The organism is Paenibacillus rhizoplanae (genome assembly GCF_042684125.1).
GTDB classification, from domain to species: domain Bacteria; phylum Bacillota; class Bacilli; order Paenibacillales; family Paenibacillaceae; genus Paenibacillus_AQ; species Paenibacillus_AQ rhizoplanae.
This window is the reverse complement of the sequence record NZ_JBHUKY010000008.1, coordinates 51,913-76,130: the sequence shown is the minus strand read 5'-3', so window position 1 is coordinate 76,130 and position 24,218 is coordinate 51,913. Positions and strand designations below refer to the sequence as shown.

Sequence of the window (24,218 nt, the reverse complement as noted above, 5' to 3'; positions counted from 1 at the left end):
ATGAAGCCTCCTTAAGAAGCAGTTTGCGTCGCTGTGATGAACCCCATGAAATCCCCGATCGACTGGAAATCCTCATAGGCAAAGTGATCAAAATCAAACTCAATTTCAAATTCGTCTTCGATCCGGAGAATGAAATTAATCATCTGCAGGGAATCCAGACCTACCTCATTCACAATATCGGTGGCTTCAGTGGCAGTGAGCAACAGCTCTGGATTGTTCTTAATTTCACTCAAGATCCGCACAATGGTATCCTGCATATCACCGTTCTCCTCGCATCATGAATTTTAAATAAGCAGCATTGCTTACTAGTTATGATACAACCTCAGGGTTCCGGCTTCTAACTCACATTTTTATGATATGTATAGGATTTTTATTGGAATGATTACAGTGGAGAGATTTCAGTTTTGAGTAGGATCAACTTTGGTGCTTGGGTGGACGCTGCGTGAACGGACCGATGTTCCAATCGCTGTGGTCTCCAGATTTTTTGAATTCCCCTTAGCGGTGAAAATCCGGAGACCAAGGCGACCGCTGCCGCTTTTCCACATTCGTTCCGTCCTCTCCGCTGTTTAAGCGGGGTATAAACCACTTAAAGATATCCAAATGAAAATAGCCAAACAAAAACAGGTTCCTGCGGCATAAATGCCAAGCAAGAACCTGTTTTGTAAAATATGATGCGGTCAAGAGGACTCGAACCTCCACGATATTGCTATCACTGGCACCTGAAGCCAGCGCGTCTGCCAATTCCGCCATGACCGCATATTATGTATTGCAGTGATTCAATCACCGTAATTAAGAATATACTCTCTTTGGAGCGGAATTGCAAGCTTTAATTTTCAAGCCAGTACCTTCAGCACATCCGCGATCTTTCGCTGATGCGACAGGACACCGTAATTCATCCAGGCCATGAAATCCACCTCGTACACGCAGCGGTTGCGTACAGCAGGCAGACTTCTCCAGAGCTGTGTCTCCAGCAGTTCCCGGCTCTCCCCTTCCTGAAGGTCAAACGTAATGAACAAATGATCTGCGGTCAAGCCTGCAAGCTCGTCATGGGTCAGATTGACACGCTTCTGTCCTCGGGTAAGATACTGGACGGCGGGATGCCGCTGCAGCCCGAGATCCTCGTGTAGAACATGGGCGGAGTATCCCAGATTCTCACTGCCATACAGGGCAACGCCATGGGCAGAAATCCGCAGCAGTGCCACCGTCTGTCCCCGGATGCTGCGGCTGAGCTGACGTTTGGCCTGCCGGGCCAGCTGCTCATAATCGCTGATGACCTCCTGCACACGGCCGGTCCTGCCGAAGACCGCTGCCGCCGAGCGCAATGTGGCCCGCCAGTCCTCCTGATGGAACGGCAGCCGGAACAATGGAGCCACCTGGCGGCATTCTCCCAGCTGCCAGCGCTGGAAGCCGTCATCCAGCATAATCAGGTCCGGTCTATACCGGGTGAGCCCCTGCCAGTCTCCGCCCGAAATATCAAACGCCGGAACCTGATCGAGACCCAGGTACTCCTGCTTGCCCCACTGGGCATGACAATACTGCGCCACTGGCATAACCCCTAAGGCCACCAGGTAATCCTCCAGAAATGGCGCAAATACACGGACTCCTTCCTGATGAAGACTTCTGTATTGACCCGGAGTGACCCCAACCGTTGCCTTGAACCTCCGGTTAAAATAGTATTCGTTGCTGTACCCGGCAGCCAGTGCAACCTCATGCAGACGGTCCCCGGTCAGCAGCAGCTGCTGCTGCGCCTGCTCAATCCGCAGACTGTTCAAGTGCTCCAGGGGAATCTGGCCGGTAATTTCTTTGAACAGCTGCGTATAACGCACACGGCCAATCCCGGCAATCTCCGCCAGCTGTTCGACGGATAAGGCCTCACTGAAATGCTCCTCCATATAACGGATCGAACGCTCTACCGCCTCGCGGTCATCCTTGGTCTTCATCGCCGGGGCATTCGCCCGTATAATCAGCAGCAGCAGCTCCTGAAAACGGGTTTGGGCCGCAAACCATTCCATATCCTCCGGGCGCCGGCAGCTATAATATATGGAATCCAGCAGCAGGGCACACTGTGAGTAGGGCCTGCAGTTAAGAAGTCCCGGCACGAGCAGGCCCTCTCCAGACAGCTTGTCCAATCCGCCATGATTGCTGTGTCCTCTGCGGATGACTTCAAAGGAGAGCTGGTAAAAGCTGATCCCCTGCTCTCCGGCCTGGATTCTGTTTACCGACCCGGCTTCGATCAGAAATCCGGCACCTTTCTCCAAAGGATAACGCCAATGATCTGCCTTGAGCCAGCCCGCTCCTGCCGACACAATGATTAATACATGCTCTTGATATACAGCGACCGGTTCATTTCCCCCGGGTGACCGGGTAACCGCTTCTATGTTAATCAGGCTGTAGAGCAGCGTTCTTCCGGTGCTTGCCTGCATATGTTCCGCCATTCTACCCCTCCTGATTGAGAATCATTATCATCAGTTCTAAGTGTAAAACAAAAAAGAGGATCTATCAACCTGCTGATAGATCCTCTTTTCGCTTTTACCCTATAAACAGCAGCTTGTACGGAATACTATTTCACGAAGGCCTTCAACAGATCATCCAGCTTCATCAGATTGGCCGTAATGGCACCGGACTGCCAGTGGGAACGCTCCATTCTGTAGATGTTTCCGTTCTTCACCGCAGGCAGGTTCTTCCACAATGGGCCATCGAGAATCCGAATCGCCTCCTGGTTGGCCGCAGTATCCCACTCCCCGTTGTCAGGGAATACAATAATATGATCCGCTTGAAGCTCTGGGATCACTTCTTCTGAGATAATCGACTGGAATTCCGTCATCTCAGCAGCCATGGGAACAGGTGTCAGACCGAATTGATTATAGAGTACACCGGTAAAGCGGTTTTTGACTCCAAAAAGAGCAACGGTTTTGTCCGCCACATTAAGCCGGATCACAGCCACCTTCTCCTGTCCCAGTGCCTGCTGCAGCGCGGCCTTTCCATCTGCCACCTTCTGGTCATATTCGGCCAGTACAGCCTTTCCCTTCTCAGGAATACCCAGCGCGTCTGCGACCGCTGTAAGGATTAGCCTTGAATCCTGCAATACGCTCTCCGGCAGGCGGTAGGTTGGGGCGACCAGGGAATACTGCTCATACTTAGCGGCATCCACACCGCCATCGGCAATGATCAGATCCGGATTCTTGTCCAGAAGCGCTTCTATACTGCCGCTGATATCAAATTCAGGCACATCCAGATTCAGATAATCCTGCTTGCCCCAGCTTGGATGGTACCACTGCACCACCGGAGTAACGCCCAGTGCCTTCAGATAGTCTTCCAGATAGATCGCTGCCACCCGCTGGGGGTTCACGGGAATTTCGACCTCGCCGAATTCCCCGGCAATCGTACGGGTTGCCCCTTCTGAGGATGGCTTCTTCCCAGTCTCCGCAGGAGCTGCACTGGCTGCTGCCGCCTGCTCCGTCTTATTCCCTGTCTGCACGGCGTTGCCGTCCGCAGCCTTATTATTTCCGCAAGCCACTACAGCTGACATTGCCACTATAAGTACGACTGTCCCAATACATTTCCGACCCCAGCTTGTCATTTCCGCTTCACTCCTGTGTCTAATTTCATTGATTATCATTCTCAATGACTTAATCACATCGTAGCATGTTCTGACCAGCTTTCAATGCACTTTCTCTGCAAAAATCTTATACAAACGTATAGTGGGCCCCGTCAAGCTGACGGGGCCCCTCGTTCACAACCGGTCTCCCACATATCTGTCGCGTCCCGCCCCCATGCCGGCCACGAACAGCAGCACGCATGCTCCCGCAAGCAGCGCCAGCGGTGCATTCCAGCTGCCCGCAGCATCATGCAGCAGGCCGAACAATGCGGGTCCCGCCGCTGCCAGCAAATATCCGGCTGACTGGGCCATGCCTGACAGCTCGCTTGCTTCCTGCACTGTCCGGGTGCGCAGGCTGAAGAACATCATCGCCAAGCCAAAAGCAAAACCGCCGCCTATTCCAATACAGATGGCCCATAACGCCATTAATTCTGTGCGGCCCAGCCAGACCCCAAGGATACCGATGATGAACAGAACGAAAGTAATGACTACCAGCAGGCGTTGATTTTTCATCCGTCCGGCCCAGAGCGGTACGAAGAAAGTGAACGGCAGCTGGGCCAGCTGCATCAGCGAAAGAATCCACCCCGCATGGCCCGGTGTCATCCCCCGCTCACCGAGAATCACCGAAAACCAGGAGATCAGAACATAATAGAGCAACGACTGAAGCCCCATGAACAGCGTGACCTGCCAAGCGAGCGGGGAGCGCCAGATCCGCACGGCCGAAGAGCGGACGGCGCCTGCACTGCTCTGGCCGAGACTCTTCATCTGCGGAATCCAGAAGATCGTTGCCAGAGCAGCGATCACAAACCAAAGGGCCAGGGTTCCCCTCCACCCCAGACCCGCAGAGGTTGCCAAGGGAACACTTACCCCGGAAGCTGCCGCTGCGCATATATTCATGGAAACGGTATACACTCCGGTCATCAGGCCGATGCGGTGCGGGAACTTCCCCTTGATCAATCCCGGGAGCAGCACATTGCAGACGGCAATCGACAGGCCGATCATTGCCGTACCCGCAAAGAAAGTGACCGTCCCGGAAGCCGAACGGACCAGAATCCCCATCGACAGCGTCAGCATGGCCAGCATCAGGATATTGGGAAGTCCCAGCCTGCGGGCAAGCTGCGGAGCGAAGGGGGACAGAAGCGCAAAGGCCAACAACGGCAAGGTCGTGATGGCTCCGGCCAGGGTATTCGATAAGCCGAGGTCATCACGGATCATCTCCAGCAGAGGTCCGACGGAGGTGAACGGGGCGCGCAGCGCGGCGGCCACACAGATGATTCCGGTGACGAGCATCCAGCGGCTGCGGACATCCGCAGCAGATGAGGATAAGGCTGGGCTTTTCCTATGATTTTCACGGCCGAGCTTCATGTTGTACCTCCAGGTCGCAGCAAAACACCTGTCAAGCCACGAGCTTGTCAGGCGATACAGCCGCTATATGTATTACGCCCTTCAACCAAGGCGCATTATTTCATTATACCATATCGCTTGCCGGAGCAGCCTCCTAGGCAGAAGAAAACCGCCGGTCTCAGGGCCGGCGGCAGGGCAGCAGGTGAAACAGAATTAGAGACAGAAGGATTTAGTGATGATTACGAGCAGGATGAACAGAACCAGAATCGCTCCAGTCGAAGTGAAAGCTCCGCCGTATCCCCCAATATTTTCGCTCATGTTAACTCCTCCTTTATGTCTGGATTCTGTTAAAATATGTATTAAAAATGTTCTTGGTATGGGTTAAATGGCAATGAATTCCCCAGTATATTTCTAATTTAAATGTTCTCACCGTTGACAAAACGTGTGACCCGCTTTAGTATCCTAAACATAGGTTCTGTTGAGAATCAATCTCAATAACCAGATACATAACATATTACAGAAAAGAGTGAACAAGAGATGCTGCGTCGTTTTTTCTCCTATTACCGTCCCTACAAGAAGCTGTTTATCCTTGATTTCACCTGTGCGGTGGGTGCCGGTCTGCTGGAGCTTGCTTTTCCGGTGGCTGTCAATAAATTTATTGATGATCTCCTGCCGGGTCAGGACTGGCCGCTGATTCTGATTGCCTGCGTGGTTCTGCTCGGGATTTATGCGCTTAATACAGCCATGAACTATGTGGTTACCTACTGGGGGCATATGCTGGGCATTAATATTGAAACCAATATGCGCAAAAAAATGTTCGATCATATCCAGAAGCTCAGCTTCCGGTTCTTCGACAACAACAAAACAGGTCATCTGCTCGGCAGAATTACCAATGACCTGAACGATATCGGGGAAGTCGCGCATCACGGGCCGGAGGATGTGTTCATTGCCGTCATGACGCTGGTCGGCGCATTTGTGCTGATGGCCGATATCAATCTCCAGCTGGCCGTGATCACGTTCATCATCGTGCCGATTATGGCCTGGGTCATTATCCACTTCGGACGCAGCATGACTGAGACCTATCACCGTCTGTTCGGCAACGTCGGGAACTTCAATGCCCGGATTGAAGATAATGTCGGCGGAATCCGCGTGGTTCAGTCTTTTGCCAATGAAGAATTCGAGAAAGAGCTATTCGCCGTGGACAACCAGAAGTTCCGTGAGACCAAGCTGATGGCGTACAAATTGATGGCCAAAAGCTCGTCGGTCAGCTATATGATGACCCGTCTGATCACCATCGTAGTGATGGTCTGCGGAGCGTGGTTCTTCATCAAGGGAGAGCTGGAAATCGGGGAATTTGTCGCTTTCATTCTGCTGTCTAATGTCTTCTTCCGCCCGATTGAGAAGATCAATGCGGTTATTGAGAGTTATCCGAAGGGGATTGCCGGCTTCAAACGTTATCTGGAAGTCATTGATACCGAGCCGGATATCGCCGACAAACCGGATGCCGTAGAGGTTGGCCCGCTTCGCGGGGATATCAGCTTCAGCAAGGTCAGCTTCGGCTATGAAGACAACCGCAAGGTGCTGGAGGATATTAGCCTGAACGTTAACGCCGGTGAGACGATTGCCTTCGTCGGACCTTCCGGTGCGGGGAAAACAACCATCTGCAGCCTGCTCCCCCGGTTCTACGATGTGACCGGCGGCGCGATCTCCATCGACGGGATCGACATCCGCGATATGAAGCTCAGCTCGCTGCGCAAGCAGATCGGGATCGTGCAGCAGGATGTATTCCTCTTCTCCGGCACGATCCGCGAGAATATTGCCTACGGCAAGCTTGATGCAGAGCTGCCGGAGATCTGGCAGGCTGCCCGTCAGGCCCGGCTGGAGGAGCTGATTAACAGCCTGCCGAATGGTATGGACACTGTGATCGGCGAACGCGGCGTCAAGCTGTCCGGCGGACAGAAGCAGCGCCTGGCAATTGCCCGGATGTTCCTGAAGAATCCGCCGATTCTGATTCTGGATGAAGCCACCTCGGCGCTCGATACCGAGACGGAAGCGGCGATTCAGCAATCACTGGCCGACCTGTCCGTGGGCCGGACTACACTCGTCATCGCGCACCGCCTGACGACGATCAAGAACGCTGACCGGATCGTTGTTGTAAGCGAGGACGGCATCTCCGAGGAGGGCCGCCACGAGGAGCTGGTCAATGCCGGAGGCACTTACAGCCGCCTGTATCAGGCGCAGTATAATGCTTAGGCACTTTTATTGATGCCGGAGTGAACAAGTCTGGCAGTCTCAAATGAAAAACCTTCCGGAATGCGGCCAAGGGCGCATCCCGGAAGGTTTCTTTATTTAGATTCAAATTGTGGTGCTCTCTTAATTTCCTCAATAATCGCAGCACCAAAGGTTTTAATCTCTTGAATACTGCTGGTGTAAGAAAATTCACTGCCCGCAGTAAAAACAGTAATTAGGAACAACGCTGGATCAGATTGTCGGGTCCATGTCCATTCAAAGGATTCGTCATAATGCGAAAAATAACCATTATATATATCCATTGGGAAATGATTAAGCATTTCAACGAATTTATTTAATGTAAAATTCGTCCATCCTACATCACTTACAACTATGCTTCTATTCTCTGTATTAGCAACGATAAACTTACAGCCCTGGTCAAGTTTCTCATCACGATAGACAAATTCCATATTCAAAGATTTATCATTCTCATAATAGTCTTGTAATGTTGCCAAATTATCAACCTCCACCAATCCATTCCTCAGCACGGTCTGCCATTGCCTGAACCTCATTCATGAACCATCCTGCATGATAGCCGTCACAGACAGCGTGATGGACCTACAATGACAGCGGCAGGTATATGGAATCGCCTGTGGTCGTGAATTTCCCTGCGGTAATAATGGGCAGAAGGTAATTCCCGTTATTGCTGATATTCAGGTTGAATCCGGTAAAGGAAGTCCACGGAATCATAGATACAGAAAAGGTATGCTCAGGTATCGGTGTCTTGGGGAACAATCGCCCGGAATCCTTATAATGCTCCACATCCGACAGGTAAGAATCGTGGAACGCTTGGAAATCCTTCGTACCAGCCGTCCAAATCGCCGAGAAGGATTCAGAGACACTGTCAGCAATCGTATACAGCGGGTCAAGCTTGTCCCAGTACCCTAATTCCCCTGAACTATTATACCCCATTCTGAATGCAGTATTGGAGTTGACCACACAGGTCAGCAAGAATAGCAGGGCAGGATACAGCTTATATTCTTGTTGTTTTATCTTGCGGTATAAACTGCTAATCTCAATTTCTGCTGTCATGCTAAAGGTCGTACCCTGGTTCAGGTAATGAGTAAAGATCTCTTGTCTCTTCCAGTTATCCCTGTCAAGCGGATTAAATTTCATTGGCTCTGCCTCCTAAATGTTTGTGTAAACGAATTTAGGAGGCAGACTTGTCTGACTTTTTCATATAAAGTCCATCCTTTAAAAAGAGTTCATATTATTGTATCATACATCACTATTTCAAAAAACGCTGCCACCCCGGCCTTGTTGCCCGTGTGACAGCGTTCGAAACCCGGCTGCACTAGCACCAGCTCCGGCTTATTTTTTAGCGATATGGCACTTCAGCAGCTTGCCCTTCACGGTTGTCTCCTTCATCGCCTGCAGCACAAGTGATCCCTTGCCGTTCAGAATATCTACGTAGGTGACGTTATCCTGGATGCTGATGATCCCGATGTCCTCAGCCGAAATGCCCTCAAGCTTGGCAATGGTGCCGACGAAATCGACCGCGCGGAGCTTCTTTTTCTTGCCGCCGTTGAAATAGAGCTTCATGATGTCCTGGTTCATGACCTCGGTTTTGCCGGCTTTGCGGACCTGCTGCTTGCCCAGCTTCAGATCGAATGCCGGTTTGGCATAAACCACGGCATCATCCGAAGGAGCCTTCATGACCGGCAGGCTGAAGCCGATATAGCCTTCGATCTCCCTGACCCATTTATGTTCATTCGGCGTAACGAAGGTGATCGCTTTGCCGCTTTTGCCTGCACGGGCGGTCCGGCCGGTGCGGTGGACGTAGCTCTCTTTTTCCAGCGGGATATCGTAGTTAATGACATGGGTGATGTTCTCGATATCAATCCCTCTGGCTGCAACGTCGGTGGCGATCAGATAACGGAACTGGCCCCGCTTAAAAGCATTCATCACCTCAAACCGCTCGTCCTGCTCCATGCCGCCGTGGATCTTGTCCACCGGATATTCGAGGTCGGCCATCCCGCGGAAGAGGGCATTCACCTGCTCCTGGGTCCGGCAGAAGATAATGCAGCTATCCGGATTCTCCACCGTCAGCAGGTCGCTGAGCAGCCCGAACTTGGCAGCTTGTACAACTTCAATCAGAGCATGTTCAATCGACGCTGTCGTAATTCCGCTGGCTTCAATCTCAATATCCACCGGGTCCGTCATATACTTCCGGCACAGATTCTTGATCACATCCGGCAGCGTAGCCGAGAACAGCATCGTTACACGCTCCTTAGGCAACTGCTTGATGATCTTCTCAATCTGCTCGATGAAGCCCATGCTGAGCATTTCGTCCGCTTCGTCGATCACCAGATATTGTATCCGGCTAAGATTCAGCGTCCCGCGCTCGATATGGTCGAATACACGGCCCGGCGTGCCTACAACCACATGCGTCTTCTGGGTCAGCTCGATCTTCTGCGGGGCAAAAGGCTGCTTGCCGAACAGCGCTACCGCCTTGATCCGTTTGAAGCGCCCGATGTTCGTAATATCCTCTCTCACCTGCTGGGCCAGCTCCCGGGTCGGTGTCAGCACCAGCGCCTGGGGTTTGTTCTCCGCCCAATCGGCCAGCTCGCAGAGCGGGATGGCGAATGCTGCGGTTTTGCCGCTGCCGGTCTGCGACTTGACGATCAGATCGCGCGCCTTCAGCGCCACCGGAATCACCTTCCGCTGCACCTCCGTAGGGTCCACGTACTTCAGAACCTCCAGCGCACGGGTAATCTCCTCACTCAGACCATAATCACTAAACTGTACTTGTACTTCACTCATATTATATTCTACCTCTTCTATGCCGATTGTTCCGGTTCAGGCGGGGTCTCCCGCGTTCCATCCATCTTACGCATTATTCCATTATAACACCTACTCTGCCCCTTGATTCCATTCCTTATGAAATTGCTCCAAAAAAACCAGCATAAACTGATGGCGCTCCTCCGCCAATTGCTTCCCGTACGAAGTGTTCATAAGATCCTTCAGCTTCAGCAGCTTCTCATAAAAATGATTGACCGCCGTCCCTTTAGAATAATCACGGTATTCTTCCTTCAGCGATTCGTCCCGGGGAGGGATCTTGGGATCATAGACCGGACGGCCCTTCGCTCCGGAGAAAACCATCGTCCGCGTAATGCCAATTGCCCCCAGCGCATCCAGACGGTCCGCATCCTGTACAACCTGACCTTCCAATGTAGACATTGGTTCGCCTCCGCCGCCGCTGAAGGACATCGTCTCGATGATCTCCATGATCTGCTTGCAGACAGCCTCATCCGGCAAATGTGCGGCCAGCCAAGTCTGGACTTTGAGCAGGCCTGCTTCCTTGGAGGGATTCAGCTTCTCGTCAGCCACATCATGCAGCAGTGCCGCTATACTGCAGATCACCACATTGGCTCCCTCCATCCCTGCGATTAGAGCGGCTGTATTTCGTACCCGGTCGGTATGAAACCAGTCGTGGCCGGTGGTATCCTGGCCTAATTGCTCTTTGGCGAAATTCTCTGCCGCCGTTATGAGATGTATATAATCCATTATAATTGCTCCTTTATGACTAATAATGCAGGTCTTGCGCTGCTGCTCCTGATCCGCTATAATGTGCTGTAATCAAAAGCTGAAGGGAATTGATTCACATGAACCGCCTGTCCATCATACCGAATCAACTTCATCATCACAAGCAGCGTTAGCACACCTGATTTCATTCAGGGAGGGCTAGCGCATTTCGCGTTTGACCTCCCTGCGGCATATTGAAGCGCGCGGGACCACGGGGTCCGGCGCGTTTTTTATTTTCACCGAATCCACATACAAGGGAGCTGCTAATGATGCAAAATATTAAAGGAACCTATGATTACTTCGGCCGCGAACAGGCTATCCGCGAGAAGGTGCGGACTACGCTTCAAGAGCTGTTCGAGCTGTACGGGTTCGAGTCAATGGATACGACGCTGCTTAATGAGCTGGAGCTGCTGACCTCCAAATATGCCGGGGGCGATGAGATTCTGCGCGAGATGTACCAGCTTACGGATCAGGGCGGGCGCAGGCTGGGGCTGCGTTACGATCTGACGATCCCTTTTGCCAAGGTGATTGCTATGAATCCGGGTATTGTGTTCCCATACCGGCGCTACGAGATCGGCAAGGTGTTCCGCGATGGTCCGGTCAAAAAAGGCCGCCTGCGCGAGTTCCTGCAATGTGACGCTGATGTGGTCGGCATCGCCGGTCCGCAGGCCGAAGCCGAGCTGATGCAGCTGGCCGCGGAGGTCTTCCGCAGACTGGATATCCCGGTGGTGCTGAAGTGGAACAACCGCCGCTTCCTGGGCGAGATTCTCGGAGCGGTCGGCGTTCCGCCACAGGAGCAGCTCTCCGTCATGCTGACGCTCGACAAGCTGGCCAAAATCGGCAGCGGCGGTGTGCTGGCAGAGCTGACGGACAAGCAACTGACTGCTGAGACGGTCCGGCTGATTTCGGAGCTGCTGGAGCTGGAGGATCCGGGGTTCGGGCAACTGGTAGAGAGATATAAGCTGGACGGGCAGCCCGGTACGTTTGAGGTAGTAGCCTTGCAGCAGCTGATTGATGCGGTTGGACTTGCGGATGTGTGCGTCTTCGATCCATTTCTGTCACGCGGGCTGTCGTTCTACACGGGGACAGTCTATGAAATCTTCGATGCTTCAGGCAGCTATCCCTCAAGTCTCGGCGGCGGGGGCAGATATGACGCCATTATCGGGAAGCTCGTCGGACGCGACGATATAGAGTATCCTACAGTCGGCATCTCCTTCGGGATGGAGTCGATCATGGCCCTGCTGGACGAACGCCCGGCGGATACGGCGGACCGTTCCGGTGTCTTGATTATTCCCGTCGGCGGATATCTGCCGCAGGCTCTGGTTGCTGCCGCTGCCCTGCGGGCCGCAGGCATCCGCACAGGCGTGGACACCGGCACGCGCAAGCTCAAAAAAACACTGGCCGCAGCCGCAGCCAAGGGCATCCGGTATGTCATTATGGTTGGGGAGAGCGAGGCCGCTGAGGAGAAGCTGAGGCTGAAGGATATGGACTTGCAGAGCGAGAGGCTGGTTACAGTGACGGAGGCGGTTCAGTTGATTACGGGGTGACTCCGAGGCGGATAGCAGGAATCTCATCAGGTTAGTACCCGTGGAGCGCGCATTGTTGCACTTTGGGCAGGATGTTTCGTCAGTTTGGCCCCGGGTCACGCACATTGTTGCACTTATTGCAGGAATCCCATCCAATTAGCACTTGAGGAACACACATTGTTGCAATTTGGGCAGGAATTCCGTCAGCTCAGCCCCGGGGAATGTGCAATGTTGCATTTTATGCAGGACTGTTCCTCATTATGGAGCTTCGTGAACTGGAATACAGCACGCCGCACCATACTCTATCACCACAGGTTCAATCCTCTTGAACAGAAACCTGGAGTCTGCCAGATACTCTCTAAGATAGGCCAGCGCATAAGGCTGTTCTTCGCGCAAGCCGGGGAGTTCGTCGGGATTAGAGATGTGGTGGCTGTAGTTCCCGATCATGATCTTGACAAAGAAGCATTCCAGCTTCCGTTCATAATCCGGCTCCAGCGCACGGACGCTGCTATAACCTCGAATTAGGCTCCTGCGCTGCTCCGTGGAGAGCTCCAGCAGAGCAGCAGCCAGATCATGGAGGTAGAAGCCGTAGCCGCAGAGGCCGAAATCGATCGCCCGGGGCTGATCCTCCGTGAATACCACATTCCCAAAGTGCAGGTCACCATGGATCAGGCCGTAGCTGCCGGGGTCCGGCGTCTTGGCTTCGAGTTCCCCAAGGATTCTCACGGCGGCAGCCTGATACAGCCTCCACCCCGATTCCGGGACCATAGCCGAATGATACTTCTCCAGCTTGTCCCACTCCTTGCGGAAGCTGTCCGCTCCCCACAGCGGACGGGTGAACTCCGCAGATGGAACAAACTGCACACCTGCTTCATGCATCCTCGCCAGCATAACGCCTACAGCGTTGAGCTGCTCATCCGGCAGATTGCCCTCTGCATGCTCCCCTTCCACCCAGCGCATCAGGGTAACATAATTAAGCTGCTGGGCTTCACCGCCAGCTTCACTTCGAGTCTCTAAGATATAACTGCCGCTTGAATCGCGCAGCCCCACGGGGACAACCAGCTCCGCTGCCCCGCTGAGATGGCTGAGCCACTCCAGCTCCGACAGAATCTCTGCCCGGCTGCACCGTTCGCCATGTATCCGCAGCAGCAGCTTCCCCGCTGTTTCCGTCTCTACCTTGAACGTGATACTGTCGGATTGCTTAATATATTCAACTTTTGTCCAATCCAAGTCATATGCCTTAAGCGCCTGCAGTACTATATCACTTGTTGCCGGTTCTATTTTCATCTTTCTGCCCCCTAATATGGATGTCTGCATTCATTATAGGGTTGGCGGAGGCGGCGGACATAGATAATAGACAGGTATAACCCGACTTTTGCACAAAATAAAGAGGCTGCTCCAAGAGTCATAACGCGACTTCTTGGGACAGCCTCATTGTTCAAGGTGGATCAGATTGAGTGCTAGGCGTGAGCGCTTGTGTGTTAGCGCTTGTGTGTGAACGCTGCGATTGTATTTCCTGATTTCATACACTAGATTTCTGCATACATGCTCCAAAAGACCGCCTGCGCAAAATTCTACTGTACAGAGTGCAGCAGATGCTATTTTTCGAGGGGTTTTAGAGGAATCTAGTGTACATAGTACAATCGAAGCCAGCTTAGGCTGAATCTCACAAGGAGAATTGGCTACGTTACTCGCCCTTAGACTTCTACCCTCTCTGCTTGCTTCCATATACAATCTTCTTAATGCTGTCGCCCGACAGGCAGAATTGCTCCGCCAGCTCGGTTACGCTCAATCCGCTGGCATAATGCTCACGAATGGACTGGTTCCGGGCGCTCAGATAGGATCTGCCGCCTGAATTCTCCCCCCACCGCTTGCGCTGTCCCTCGGGCTTCGGGATATAGAGCATCCCGCCCTGCATATATTTCTGAACCTCCTGCAGCAGCTGCTGCGGTAATACCAGGTCTGCATTTACATATTTCATATAGCTCCGCTCCTCTTAAGTTATTCAACTTATCAAGGCAGCAAAGTCTATAGCACAGAACCTTATCCGGCCAAACGTTGCAGCGGAGAATAGCTATCCGCTCTACACAATAACCGCTGTCTGCCGATCCATAGACTTTGCGTAGAGCTGAGCATTAATCTTGTCATGATGCGTCCTCCTTCCAGTATCTGACTTAGCTTATATTGACTATAGCATACCAGGCACAGGGTTCCCGCACAAATCTCGAATCTAGTATGATCAGACAAAAAGGGACCCCGCCAGCGTCCGGCGGGGTCAAAAGTTATATTAAAGGGGGGTATGTGAGTACTATACCCCCTCAAGCTTAAAAACAGATGAAGCCCAGGTAAAGATCTGCTGAAACGAGTTTAGATTTTGAATTTCTCAACCAGCTGCTGCATTTCCTTAGCGCTCTGCGTATTCTCGTCGGCCATTGTGGCTTCATGGAAGGTCTTCTCCACAATATCCGCCGTCTTCTCGGCGATATCCTGCACCCCGATGGCCCCCTCGTTCACGGTAGCCGCCACTTCATTGACAGCGATAGCAATGCTGGAGACGGTCTCGTTCAGGTGATCGGCCGCTTCCTCGAACTGGTTCATCAGCCCGTTAATCGTGGCAGCATCATCATTGTACTGCTGGCTGACCTCGGTCAGACGCTCATAATCGCCCAGCACATTGCGGTCGATGAAGCTCAGTACGGCCTCGGAATGCTGGGTCATTTGCTCCACGGAGGCATAGACATTTTTAACAACCTCTTGAATGCCTGACGCCGTCTCGGAGGACTTCTCCGCCAGCTTGCGGATCTCCCCGGCCACCACGGCGAAGCCCCGGCCCGCCTCGCCTGCACGTGCGGCTTCAATCGCTGCATTCAGGGCCAGAAGGTTGGTCTGGCTTGTTATGGAGAGAATCGTATCAGCCAATACGTTAATCTCGTGGATCGCTCCCGACTCTTCGATCGCCTTCTGCATCTCACTGCGGACCGAGCTGTAGATCTGCTTCGCGTTCTCGGTGGACGTTACTGCATCATGCTGAAGCTCCAGGGCCCGCTGCGTAATCTGGCCCGATACCCCTGATCCTTCTTTTACCTTAGCGCTGATCATTCTGACATTGCTCAGGGTCTCGTGAATCGCCGCCGTCATCTCCTCGGTAGAAGCCGCCGTCTCCTCCATCCCTGCGGACAGCTCCTCAGTCGTGGCTGAATTATCATGCGCATTCTCTCTGACCTCGTTCGACAGCTTCTCCAGCGTCTCGGCATTGTCCAGCACCTTGGAGGAGATCGCAATCAGACTGCCCGCCATCTCACGCAGCGCCGCGCGGGTGCTGAACATGGCCTTAGCAATGGTTCCTGTCTCGTCTTTATTTTTAGTCAAATATTCATATTGATTATCATACTTGAGATCAAGCTCTGCCGTGCGGTTCACCAGCTCCGTGAGCTTGATGATTGGCGAGGAGATCCGGGTTGCCACCGTAGTCCCGATCAGCAGGGTGAGCAGCAGGCTTCCCAGGCCGAGCAGCATAATGAAGTTCGTCATCTCGCTCACCGGCTGCAGCACCTCGTCCACATCTCCAGTCAGCACCAAGGTCCACTGCGTCTCCGGGAGCACGGTGTAGGCAGCTTTTTTCTTGGCCCCGTTGAAAGTGTATTCTACATTCCCGTCCGGTACCGTCTGCCCCGCCTTCACCTGCTCGACCACGGCTTTGATGGATTCGTTCTCCACTAGTGAACCTATCTTCTTCTCGTCGGGGTGGTACAGCGTATTCCCCGTTTCATCCACCAGATAGGCATACGAGGAAGGGGCACCCGCCACCTTGGCATCGGCCAGATAGGTCACCAGACTGTCCGCCCTAACCGCCGAAGCGACGAACCCGATCATCTTCTCCCCGCTAACCACAGGATGGACAAAAGCCAGAATATAAGCCCCTGTTGACTTGGATTTCAGCGTCTCGCTAATTACAGGCATCCCGGTCTTCAAGACATTCTTCGTATAATTTCTATCGCTGAAGTTGTCGCCCACCAGCTTGGTATCGCTATCCGCTACCGCCGTTCCCTTCAGATCAACCACAAACATATGCTCCAGGTTGCCTGCATCCTTCACCAGACCCTGAAGCTTCACATTCACTTGATTCTGGAGGGGATTCCCGCCGCTCAAGCCGTTATTACCAGCCTGCGTCAAAAGCTGCACAATCTCGCTGTCCCCGGCTACCAGCTGCATACTCCGCTTCTCTTTATCAATCATGGCGGCAATGGTCTGCGCTTTGTTGCTGCCCGCCTGTGCCATGGAAGATTCGGTCAGATTCATGATGGTGCCCGTGGATTTGGTATACGTAAAAATCCCCATTAATGCTGTAGAAATAAGTGTAACGACAATCATCATAACGGATAGCTTCATACGAATCTTCATGATTTTCTACTTCCTTCCGCCCTTTTCTTATCCACTCGCTTCTAATCAGCCAAAATGCTTACTTTATTACAATTATTATCGGATTTTCCTCGAAAATAATGAATATTCCTTGTAGTATTTTCAGAAATATTATCGATTTTTGTCGAATGGTAGCATGAAAATTACACTTCATTCCAAATACTACAAAACCCGCCTTCCTGTAACGCCGCAGACTACGGCATGAACAGGAACAACGGGTTCGCATACACAGGTTCTATTCAGTAAGAGTGCTACGAATTGTGGGATGAAGCTGGAGCAGCCAGCCGGTCAGCCAATGGATCAGCCAGCTGCCGCCGTCTCACCCTGCTGCGGATGAACATGCCGGAGCAGGCGGCCAGAATCTGCTGGAACAGCATACCGGAGATTACGGGTAACGCCACAGATGGCGGGAAATAGCGCACAGCCAACACTGCGCCTGCACTGAGATTACGCATGCCGGAGTTGAACTGTACGGCCACGGAGCTCTCATGATCATAGTGCAGGCGGCGTGAGACGAATGCTCCAATAACGTAGCCGAGCGCAACCGTAACGAAGGTAACCGCGATAATTAGAAAAAGTTTGCCGTCCGGATGCTTCAGATACCGGGCAATGCTGGCCCCATTAATCGAGACCACGATGAACAAGCCCACCTTTACGAACGGGGCCAGCGGCGGGCCGCAGGCCGTGCTGATCTTGCCTTTGCTGAATTGATTCAGCAGCATCCCAGCTACGGAAGGCAGCACCACCATCCACAGCAGGCCCCGCATCATCTCACCGGCGTCCATCTGTACGCTTGCGCCCATCAGCACATAGAGGGTAGCGGGTACAATCAATGGCGATAACAACGTATCGATCAGAATCAGGGCCAGCGTAAGCGCGATATTCCCGCCATGCATGGATACCCAGACTACACTGACCACCCCGGTTGGAATCGCAAACAGCAGCACATACCCTGTAACCGTATAAGGATCGCCCGGGAAAAACAGCATCGCGGCCAGCCAGCCGATCAGAGGCATTACCACATGAAGGATGACCAGCAGAATAATCAGCTTTTGCGGCTTGACCAGCACAGCAAGCAGATCGCGGAAATTGGATTTTAGACTGCCAATCAGCGTCATACCGGCGAAGATCCATGGCACCAGCCAGGTTAACGGTAGCAGCAAAGCCTCATTCAGCACACCGACCACGATGGCTGCGGGTGTAAGCAGCGGCATAACCCGCTCCAGCACACGGTTGGATGATATTAATCTGCGTCTTATTGCACCTAGCATGTATCTCATCCCTCCATGTTAACTTTGCCATCATAAGCCGCTGCACTGACTGTTTCTGCTGCAAGGTCCGGTAAGGGAGCTATACTCCTTGCGGGAACAAGGCGTCCAGTGCCGGACAAGGCCGTTTCTCCAGATAGTCCGACAGCGGTGCCGGCATATTGTTATACAAGTCCTTCAATGACGTTCCGTTATAGATATTGCCGATAATGACCGGGTGGCACAGCTCGGAGATCAGAATATCACCGTTGCCGTGCAGATGAAGCTGCTTCATGCCTTCAATGCAATGCGGGAAATAGACACCCGGCTGCTCCTCAAAGCCCATCGCGTCCATGAACCGGTCCATACAAGTGAAGTAGAGAGTGGTATCCTCCGGCTTCCGCGCAATCAGCTCATTGACGGCATTCTTCAACTGCTCGCGGGCGGCAATCGCCTTCCAGCCGGTATGTCCCATGATAATGCTATTCTGGATTTCATGCGTTCTGACGCCCATCGAATAGACATGCTCGCTGATTTCCTGCATATGATCCTGTGTTTCATTGAACAGCAGTGTCTCCAGAACGACATTCACGTTTGTTTTGGCGAACATGGTGATATTCTCTCTGATTTTGTGATAGACGCTGGTGTGAATGTTGTAATACCGCGAGAAGCCCTCAGCCGTGGTGAAATTAAAAGAAATATGAATCGTGGTCAGACCTGCGTCCACCAGCTGCCCGATCCGCTGCTCATTCAGCAGACTGCCGTTCGAGTTGAGCTGGGTCTGAATGCCCCGGGAAGTGCAATAGGCAACAATCTCCACGCAATCCTGAAACTTCAGTGTAACCTCTCCGCCCGACAGGCGCACACGCTTAAGATTAGGCAGCTCCTCCAAAATGCGGATGACCTCCTTACCGTCAAGGGTCTGGCCGTCATTTCTATTGTAAGCGCAGCAGTAATCACAGCGGAAATTGCAGTTCGAGGTCACGCCGACTTCCAGCCCTTCCAGCTCGTATGTCATCGGCTTATCCAGTTCCAGTGCTTTATATTTCGTACTCATATTCTATAGTCCTCCTTGGATGTTGGCACATTCGCAATAAAGTTAACTATAGAATTATACAGGTAAGCCCGCGAGGTTAATGTGACATTTGATATTTGAACTTTGCAAAAAGACTGCTGCACGGTTATAGGCTCACCATACAGCAGTCTTCATTAAGATAGATTAACCTACAGCTCGATAGCTTCTCCCATCCGGTTCAGCACCGGCTGGCCGATGATCCCCAGACGCCAGATCGCAATTCCCTTGAGGCCGTAACGCTTAGCCAGGCCGATCTTGGCATTGACGGAGGCTTCGTTCTCACTGTAGACCGATATCCCGAGAATCAGCTTGTCCTTGCTGACCTGATCAAGCGCCAGCCGGATGCTCTCATCGACCTTATTCATCGGCTCCGGCCCGGTCTCCCCTTCATAGGCGTAAGCCATGATAACCAGATCGTCCGCAAGTGTCCCCAGCATCTTGTAGTCATAGCCCTTATAGGAGCTGTTCAGCGGATGCAGAATGACAGTCAGCTTGAGGCTGGCGGCGCGGGCGGCTGTGGAGAGATTTTTGACAAAAGCGTTATATTGGCTCTGTACCTGCGCCTTATCCCCGGTCAGCCCCAGGCCTTCAAGATCCAGTCCGATGCCCTTGAAGCCCTTGCTGGAAGCAAGTTCAACAATACTGGCAATCGTCTGCTGCTGGAGCTGCGCGTCCTCCAGATTCTTGCTCAGCTCCAGTGACGAGTCACTGGAATAGATCATCAGGTAGGGAGCGGTCCCTCCCGCCGCCGCATTCTGCACAATCGATTCCGGCGTTACCTCGCCTGCCGCCTCCGGCCACCAGAAATCCTTGCCGGTGGTGGTGAACTGGCCGTTCTTGTCAATCCGCGCCCAGCCAAAAGCAACCGCATCGAAGCTTGGAATGAGCGAGACCTCACTGTAGGCCTTCTGTGCGTAGAAGCCCAAGGTATACATGTCCCGTTTCGGGGAGGTAATGGATACGGTCTTGGACGCCTGATCCCAGGAGGCTGCCGCCCCAAACTGCTGGCTGAAGAATTTGAGCGGAAGCATCGTCGTCCCGCGGATATCCTGCGGCGCTGCGGCAAGCTTCACTACCGTCCCGTTCACGACGGCATTTTTGCTGCCGAGGGTCAGGACCACTACGGTTGGAGCGGTGCCAGCTGCATCCTTCCGGGTGGCCGTGATTTTGCGGGCCTTCTGATTCCATTCCACCCCAATTCCCAGGGCTTCAGAGATGGCGCGGAAGGGCACCATGGTCGTTCCGTTCATCATGACCGGCTCCACCGGGAACGGCAGCTGATATCCGTCCAGCATGATACTGACACCTGCAGGTGCAGCATGGACCGCACTTGCCGGAAGTGCCGAGAGGCTGCCGAGTGAGATCGCTGCGCATAATACTATTTTGGCCAAATGCTTCATATAAGTAGGTTCCCCATTCTCTTAAATAGATTATGAATCTCTCAACCTTACATCCCCTACTATTCTAGCAAACTAGATAAATATAGCAAATGAAGAGATTGTAACCATTGCAGACTCACCCGTCCGGGGTTCTCCTTACACTTACATGAACACGCTCAAAAAGACACCGACAGCCCGTTCAGCATCCACCTCTACAGCCACTTCGATGAATTCTCCTTCTTTGGACTGGGCCCGCAAGTCTGCTACGACCATACCGGAGGTGAACGCCCCCTGATGCTCTACACGGACCTTCATCCGGCGGCAGGTTACTAGATCCGGCTGCAAGGCAGCCATCAGGGCCAGCGGATCATGCAGCGGAGCGCTGTTAATGAGATAGTTCGCCTCACGGTAAAATTTAAAATAATACGCCATCGACTCTTCCATGAAGTCTATGAGCGCCTTATTCTCTTCCCGTCCATGCCGCTTCAGCAGCTCAACATGCTCAGAAGTAATCCGCGTCTGAAGTGTCACATCCAGCCCGATCATCATTATAGGCAGCCCTGAGGTGAACACACGGTCAGCCGCTTCCGGGTCGCCCCACAGATTGGCTTCAGCCACCGGTGTGACGTTACCCGGCTTAAAGACTGTACCGCCCATGACCACTACCTTCTTCAGCTTGGAGGTCAGCTGCGGGTCCAGATCCAGGGCAAGCGACAGGTTCGTCAGCCGCCCAAGCGTCACCAGCACCAGCTCTCCCGGATGCTCATCCGCCATCCGCGTTATGAACTCCGCTGCCGTCTCTTGAACCGGTACCTGCCGGGAAGGAGGCAACTGAACGCCGCCAATTCCGTTCTCCCCGTGAACATGGGTGGAGAAGCCGGTTAGCTCGCGCACCAGCGCCCGGGAAGCCCCCAGCGCTACCGGGATTTCATAGCCCGGAGCCGCAAGCTCAAGCAGCCGCAGCGTGTTATCCGCCGCCTGTTGCACATCAATGTTGCCGAACACGGTCGTAATTCCCTCAACCACTACCCCCGGCGCCCGGAGCGCATATAATATGGCCAGTGCATCGTCTATTCCTGTGTCACAATCGATGATGATTCTAGTTGTGCTGTTACTCATCTCTATCTTCCACTCCCTCTATTTACTTTACTCTCTCAGCCTCGTCGCACTGTTCATCTTAACATGGGGTTATCTTCGGCTCAATATGGAGTTTAAGGAGTAAATAGAGTCTAGTACAGAACGCTAAGACTGGCGAAAGGTGTATTGTATTCGGTTGTTCACAAACTAAAAAATCCGCCAGCCTCATCAGGTGACGGATTCTTCATTACAGATTATTGAGTTACATAAGCCGCCGCAGCCTTGACGAACCGCTCCAGCGCTTCAGCCAGCAGGGGGCGCGGGCAGGCGAGATTGATCCGCAGATGGCCCTGGCCTTCCGCACCGAACACAGACCCTTCATTAAAGGCTACCTTAGCCTCACGGTACATCAGTTGCTTGAGCCCGTCTGCATCGAGTCCGAGCGCCCGGCAGTCGATCCACAGCAGATAGGTGGCTTCCAGCTGCATCGGTTTCACCTGTGGAAGATGCTCGGCCAGGTAGGAGACAGCGTAGTCAGCATTGCCGTTAATGTGCAGGATCAGCTCATCCAGCCATTCTTCGCCTTCGTTATACGCCGCTTCCACAGCCTCCGGCGAGAAGAACGCCGACATATGCAGGCTGAGCGTCTTCAGCTTATAATCGAATTTCCGTTTCAGCTCCGGATTAGAGGTGACGATATATGAGGTCTGCAGTCCCGGCAGATTGAAGGTCTTGGTAGCCGCTAGTGTAGTCAGCGTAATGTCTGACAATTCTGGGGACAGAGAAGCAAACGGAATATGCTTGTGTCCGGGCATGATCATGTCGCAATGAATCTCATCCGAGATGACCGTTACCCCGTACCGCAGGCATAGCTCGCCCAGACGCAGCAATTCCTCCCGTTCCCATACTCTGCCGCCCGGATTATGCGGGTTACATAGCAGCAGCAGCTTTGCGCCGCCGGCCATCAGCTCTTCCAGCTGAACGTAATCCATGACATAACGGCCTGCTTCCAGCTTCAGCGGATTCACCGCCACCTCGCGGTCATTCATCCGGATCACATCATAGAAAGGATAGTAGACCGGCGATTGCAGAATCACCTGATCTCCCGGCTGGCTGAACAGCTCCACAGACAGGCTCAGTGAGGTTACAATTCCCGGAGAATCCGAGATCCACTCCTCCTGAATCTCCCAGTCATGGCGTCTGCGGTACCAGCCGGTAATCGCCGCTTTGTAGGAGTCGCCTGTCACGCTATAGCCGTATACTCCTGACTGTACGCGGCGCAGAATCGCTTCCTGTACCGCAGGAGGGCTTGCAAAGTCCATATCTGCCACCCATAGCGGAAGAATCTCCTTGTCTCCGAACAGCTTTTCGGACTGGTCCCATTTGTAGGAACGGGTATTGCGGCGGTCAATAATCCGGTTAAAATCGTACTTCAACTAAAATCACCCATCCTTTCTGCTTATCCGTACATTGTACCATGGGCAGAGACATCCGGCATCTTGATTCCGTGAACCAGCATGCTTCAGCTTCCTTTGCGCAGCCGCTCCAGAGACTGGCCCAGCCGGACCTCCTCCAGCGGCTTCAGCACATAATCCACAATGTCCTGGTCGAAGGCCCACAGGGCATGCTGCTTCGTCTCTGTGACTACCACAATCTGAATATCCGGCAGCTTTTTCTTCACCAGCTCGGCTACGACGACTCCTTGGTGGCCGGGCAGCTGAAGATCCAGAAACAGCACATCGGGCTGCAGCTGAACAATCCGGTCCACAACATTCTCGGGATAAGCAGACATGCCGATCACATTCACCTTGCCTGTATGCTGAAGCATCGTTGACAGCTTATAGAGATCCTTCTGATTCACATCCAGCAAATAGGCCTTAATCACCCGGGTTCCTCCTCCTTCCATAGGGATGAATTATGATCACTAAACAGCTTATTTTAAAAAAAGTGCTGTCCCCGCGTTTGCTAAGAAACGCCTGAGGACAGCCATAGTCGGTATTATATTGCAGCTTCAAGTGTAAGCTGCTTCTTGTATTGCTTCTTAGTTGAAGGAAGCTGGCAGCAGGCTGCGCAGATCCTCCGTATTCACAACCAAATGAATGTTATTCATCGTCCGCAGGGAACCGGAGATAATACCCGCCAGCTCGCCGTGCGTATCCAGCAGAGGCCCCCCGGACATTCCGCTTGCCACCTGGGCCGAGGTTAGAATCCGGCTTCTGCCGTTAATGTCAGCTGCCGGAGTGTTGACTATCCCCTCCGTGATGATCGCTGTGTTCTTGAGCGGATAGCCCAGGGCATACACGGCTTCACCATGTCTCAGCTTGTCCCCCCGCAACGGCAGATAAGCATAGGCATTATCCTTTTGCTTCATCACAGCAGGACTTGGCAGTTCAAGGATGGCCACATCCTTCAGCTCGTCGGACTTCGTGACTTTAATCGGACTGATCACCGTTCCATCCGCCATGACTCCTTCAATGCGCTGTGCGCTTTTGACCACATGATACGCCGTTGCTGCGGTACCCGCCGGGGACAGGATGATTCCTGTTCCGGTGGAGCTTGCAGTACCGTCGCTTTTCAGCACACGCAGATAAAAGATCGCCTTACCCGCTATTCCATAGCTTTGTTCAGCATTGTACGCCTCAGGTGTATCCGCACTGGTGGTGTCCGAATAGAAGAGTATCGCCGAGATCAATGAGAGGACCAGGCTTACGGCAAGCAGCTTTGTTTTCATCCGCCGAT

The 24,218-nt window shown here is 53.0% G+C and carries 20 protein-coding genes, 1 tRNA gene and 1 pseudogene; 2 read left to right on the top strand and 20 right to left on the bottom strand.

The features are described 5' to 3' along the window. Positions 1-11: 11 nt before the first annotated feature. The 6 genes from ACFSX3_RS02455 to ACFSX3_RS02430 all read right to left on the bottom strand — a co-directional run bounded on the left by ACFSX3_RS02455 (position 12) and on the right by ACFSX3_RS02430 (position 5,260). Complete coding sequence (locus ACFSX3_RS02455) at positions 12-257, bottom strand: acyl carrier protein (protein ID WP_076078321.1); 246 nt, start codon at positions 255-257, stop codon at positions 12-14. 415 nt (positions 258-672) lie between these two features. Beyond that, positions 673-756: transfer RNA gene (locus ACFSX3_RS02450), tRNA-Leu, on the bottom strand. A 77-nt stretch (positions 757-833) separates the two neighbouring features. Further along, positions 834-2,435 (bottom strand): helix-turn-helix domain-containing protein, encoded by a 1,602-nt coding sequence (locus ACFSX3_RS02445; protein ID WP_379256871.1) that lies wholly within the window; start codon positions 2,433-2,435, stop codon positions 834-836. Between the two features lie 125 nt (positions 2,436-2,560). Beyond that, positions 2,561-3,580, bottom strand: a complete 1,020-nt coding sequence (locus ACFSX3_RS02440; RefSeq protein WP_209991108.1) for an ABC transporter substrate-binding protein — start codon at positions 3,578-3,580, stop codon at positions 2,561-2,563. A gap of 153 nt (positions 3,581-3,733) precedes the next feature. Beyond that, on the bottom strand, positions 3,734-4,963 hold the full coding sequence (locus ACFSX3_RS02435) for a CynX/NimT family MFS transporter (protein ID WP_209991110.1): 1,230 nt from the start codon (positions 4,961-4,963) through the stop codon (positions 3,734-3,736). Positions 4,964-5,155: 192 nt separating this feature from the next. Then, positions 5,156-5,260 (bottom strand): YjcZ family sporulation protein, encoded by a 105-nt coding sequence (locus tag ACFSX3_RS02430; RefSeq protein WP_209991112.1) that lies wholly within the window; start codon positions 5,258-5,260, stop codon positions 5,156-5,158. 219 nt (positions 5,261-5,479) lie between these two features. On the opposite strand from ACFSX3_RS02430, the gene ACFSX3_RS02425 reads away from it, so the two are divergent. Beyond that, on the top strand, positions 5,480-7,195 hold the full coding sequence (locus tag ACFSX3_RS02425) for an ABC transporter ATP-binding protein (RefSeq protein ID WP_209991114.1): 1,716 nt from the start codon (positions 5,480-5,482) through the stop codon (positions 7,193-7,195). A gap of 92 nt (positions 7,196-7,287) precedes the next feature. Here the strand turns inward: ACFSX3_RS02425 and ACFSX3_RS02420 are convergent, their stop codons facing one another. The 4 genes and pseudogenes from ACFSX3_RS02420 to ACFSX3_RS02405 all read right to left on the bottom strand — a co-directional run bounded on the left by ACFSX3_RS02420 (position 7,288) and on the right by ACFSX3_RS02405 (position 10,738). Next, on the bottom strand, positions 7,288-7,686 hold the full coding sequence (locus ACFSX3_RS02420; RefSeq protein WP_209991116.1) for a hypothetical protein: 399 nt from the start codon (positions 7,684-7,686) through the stop codon (positions 7,288-7,290). Positions 7,687-7,690: 4 nt separating this feature from the next. Further along, positions 7,691-8,347, bottom strand: a pseudogene (catA, locus tag ACFSX3_RS02415) (type A chloramphenicol O-acetyltransferase). Between the two features lie 195 nt (positions 8,348-8,542). Continuing rightward, positions 8,543-9,994, bottom strand: a complete 1,452-nt coding sequence (locus ACFSX3_RS02410) for a DEAD/DEAH box helicase (protein WP_209991117.1) — start codon at positions 9,992-9,994, stop codon at positions 8,543-8,545. A 90-nt stretch (positions 9,995-10,084) separates the two neighbouring features. Beyond that, positions 10,085-10,738: an HD domain-containing protein gene (locus ACFSX3_RS02405; protein WP_209991119.1), complete on the bottom strand. Its 654-nt coding sequence runs from the start codon at positions 10,736-10,738 to the stop codon at positions 10,085-10,087. 284 nt (positions 10,739-11,022) lie between these two features. On the opposite strand from ACFSX3_RS02405, the gene ACFSX3_RS02400 reads away from it, so the two are divergent. Continuing rightward, the gene (locus ACFSX3_RS02400; protein WP_379256873.1) at positions 11,023-12,303 is read left to right on the top strand and encodes a histidine--tRNA ligase; all 1,281 of its coding nucleotides are present in this window, start codon (positions 11,023-11,025) and stop codon (positions 12,301-12,303) included. A 237-nt stretch (positions 12,304-12,540) separates the two neighbouring features. Here ACFSX3_RS02400 and ACFSX3_RS02395 read toward each other — a convergent pair whose 3' ends face one another. The 10 genes from ACFSX3_RS02395 to ACFSX3_RS02350 form a co-directional block, all read right to left on the bottom strand. Next, positions 12,541-13,569 carry a phosphotransferase enzyme family protein gene (locus ACFSX3_RS02395; protein WP_209991121.1) on the bottom strand — a complete coding sequence of 343 codons (1,029 nt, stop codon included), beginning with the start codon at positions 13,567-13,569 and terminating at the stop codon, positions 12,541-12,543. 418 nt (positions 13,570-13,987) lie between these two features. Continuing rightward, the gene (locus ACFSX3_RS02390) at positions 13,988-14,263 is read right to left on the bottom strand and encodes a CD3324 family protein (protein WP_209991123.1); all 276 of its coding nucleotides are present in this window, start codon (positions 14,261-14,263) and stop codon (positions 13,988-13,990) included. Between the two features lie 386 nt (positions 14,264-14,649). Beyond that, positions 14,650-16,683 carry a methyl-accepting chemotaxis protein gene (locus ACFSX3_RS02385; protein WP_209991125.1) on the bottom strand — a complete coding sequence of 678 codons (2,034 nt, stop codon included), beginning with the start codon at positions 16,681-16,683 and terminating at the stop codon, positions 14,650-14,652. 269 nt (positions 16,684-16,952) lie between these two features. Next, positions 16,953-17,972, bottom strand: a complete 1,020-nt coding sequence (locus tag ACFSX3_RS02380; protein ID WP_379312569.1) for a bile acid:sodium symporter family protein — start codon at positions 17,970-17,972, stop codon at positions 16,953-16,955. A gap of 79 nt (positions 17,973-18,051) precedes the next feature. Continuing rightward, a complete protein-coding gene (locus ACFSX3_RS02375) occupies positions 18,052-19,005 on the bottom strand; it encodes a radical SAM protein (protein ID WP_209991127.1) in 954 nt (317 codons plus the stop codon). Positions 19,006-19,172: 167 nt separating this feature from the next. After that, positions 19,173-20,423, bottom strand: a complete 1,251-nt coding sequence (locus ACFSX3_RS02370) for a stalk domain-containing protein (RefSeq protein WP_209991129.1) — start codon at positions 20,421-20,423, stop codon at positions 19,173-19,175. Between the two features lie 141 nt (positions 20,424-20,564). Then, complete coding sequence (locus ACFSX3_RS02365) at positions 20,565-21,521, bottom strand: nucleoside hydrolase (RefSeq protein ID WP_209991132.1); 957 nt, start codon at positions 21,519-21,521, stop codon at positions 20,565-20,567. Between the two features lie 212 nt (positions 21,522-21,733). Further along, positions 21,734-22,915, bottom strand: coding sequence for a MalY/PatB family protein (locus ACFSX3_RS02360; RefSeq protein ID WP_209991134.1), 1,182 nt, complete (start codon positions 22,913-22,915; stop codon positions 21,734-21,736). Between the two features lie 86 nt (positions 22,916-23,001). After that, positions 23,002-23,364 carry a LytR/AlgR family response regulator transcription factor gene (locus tag ACFSX3_RS02355; RefSeq protein ID WP_209991136.1) on the bottom strand — a complete coding sequence of 121 codons (363 nt, stop codon included), beginning with the start codon at positions 23,362-23,364 and terminating at the stop codon, positions 23,002-23,004. A gap of 156 nt (positions 23,365-23,520) precedes the next feature. Next, on the bottom strand, positions 23,521-24,210 hold the full coding sequence (locus ACFSX3_RS02350; protein WP_209991138.1) for a S1 family peptidase: 690 nt from the start codon (positions 24,208-24,210) through the stop codon (positions 23,521-23,523). Between the last annotated feature and the right edge of the window lie 8 nt (positions 24,211-24,218).

Excerpts from the sequence above, each read along its gene's own strand:
- ACFSX3_RS02410 (WP_209991117.1), bottom strand. The coding sequence starts at position 9,994 with ATGAGTGAAGTACAAGTACAGTTTAGTGATTATGGTCTGAGTGAGGAG.
- ACFSX3_RS02440 (WP_209991108.1), bottom strand. The coding sequence starts at position 3,580 with ATGACAAGCTGGGGTCGGAAATGTATTGGGACAGTCGTACTTATAGTG.
- ACFSX3_RS02430 (WP_209991112.1), bottom strand. The coding sequence starts at position 5,260 with ATGAGCGAAAATATTGGGGGATACGGCGGAGCTTTCACTTCGACTGGA.
- ACFSX3_RS02380 (WP_379312569.1), bottom strand. The coding sequence starts at position 17,972 with ATGCTAGGTGCAATAAGACGCAGATTAATATCATCCAACCGTGTGCTG.
- ACFSX3_RS02435 (WP_209991110.1), bottom strand. The coding sequence starts at position 4,963 with ATGAAGCTCGGCCGTGAAAATCATAGGAAAAGCCCAGCCTTATCCTCA.
- ACFSX3_RS02400 (WP_379256873.1), top strand. The coding sequence starts at position 11,023 with ATGATGCAAAATATTAAAGGAACCTATGATTACTTCGGCCGCGAACAG.
- ACFSX3_RS02425 (WP_209991114.1), top strand. The coding sequence starts at position 5,480 with ATGCTGCGTCGTTTTTTCTCCTATTACCGTCCCTACAAGAAGCTGTTT.
- ACFSX3_RS02390 (WP_209991123.1), bottom strand. The coding sequence starts at position 14,263 with ATGAAATATGTAAATGCAGACCTGGTATTACCGCAGCAGCTGCTGCAG.
- ACFSX3_RS02455 (WP_076078321.1), bottom strand. The coding sequence starts at position 257 with ATGCAGGATACCATTGTGCGGATCTTGAGTGAAATTAAGAACAATCCA.
- ACFSX3_RS02395 (WP_209991121.1), bottom strand. The coding sequence starts at position 13,569 with ATGAAAATAGAACCGGCAACAAGTGATATAGTACTGCAGGCGCTTAAG.
- ACFSX3_RS02375 (WP_209991127.1), bottom strand. The coding sequence starts at position 19,005 with ATGAGTACGAAATATAAAGCACTGGAACTGGATAAGCCGATGACATAC.
- ACFSX3_RS02445 (WP_379256871.1), bottom strand. The coding sequence starts at position 2,435 with ATGGCGGAACATATGCAGGCAAGCACCGGAAGAACGCTGCTCTACAGC.
- ACFSX3_RS02350 (WP_209991138.1), bottom strand. The coding sequence starts at position 24,210 with ATGAAAACAAAGCTGCTTGCCGTAAGCCTGGTCCTCTCATTGATCTCG.
- ACFSX3_RS02370 (WP_209991129.1), bottom strand. The coding sequence starts at position 20,423 with ATGAAGCATTTGGCCAAAATAGTATTATGCGCAGCGATCTCACTCGGC.
- ACFSX3_RS02385 (WP_209991125.1), bottom strand. The coding sequence starts at position 16,683 with ATGAAGATTCGTATGAAGCTATCCGTTATGATGATTGTCGTTACACTT.
- ACFSX3_RS02405 (WP_209991119.1), bottom strand. The coding sequence starts at position 10,738 with ATGGATTATATACATCTCATAACGGCGGCAGAGAATTTCGCCAAAGAG.
- ACFSX3_RS02365 (WP_209991132.1), bottom strand. The coding sequence starts at position 21,521 with ATGAGTAACAGCACAACTAGAATCATCATCGATTGTGACACAGGAATA.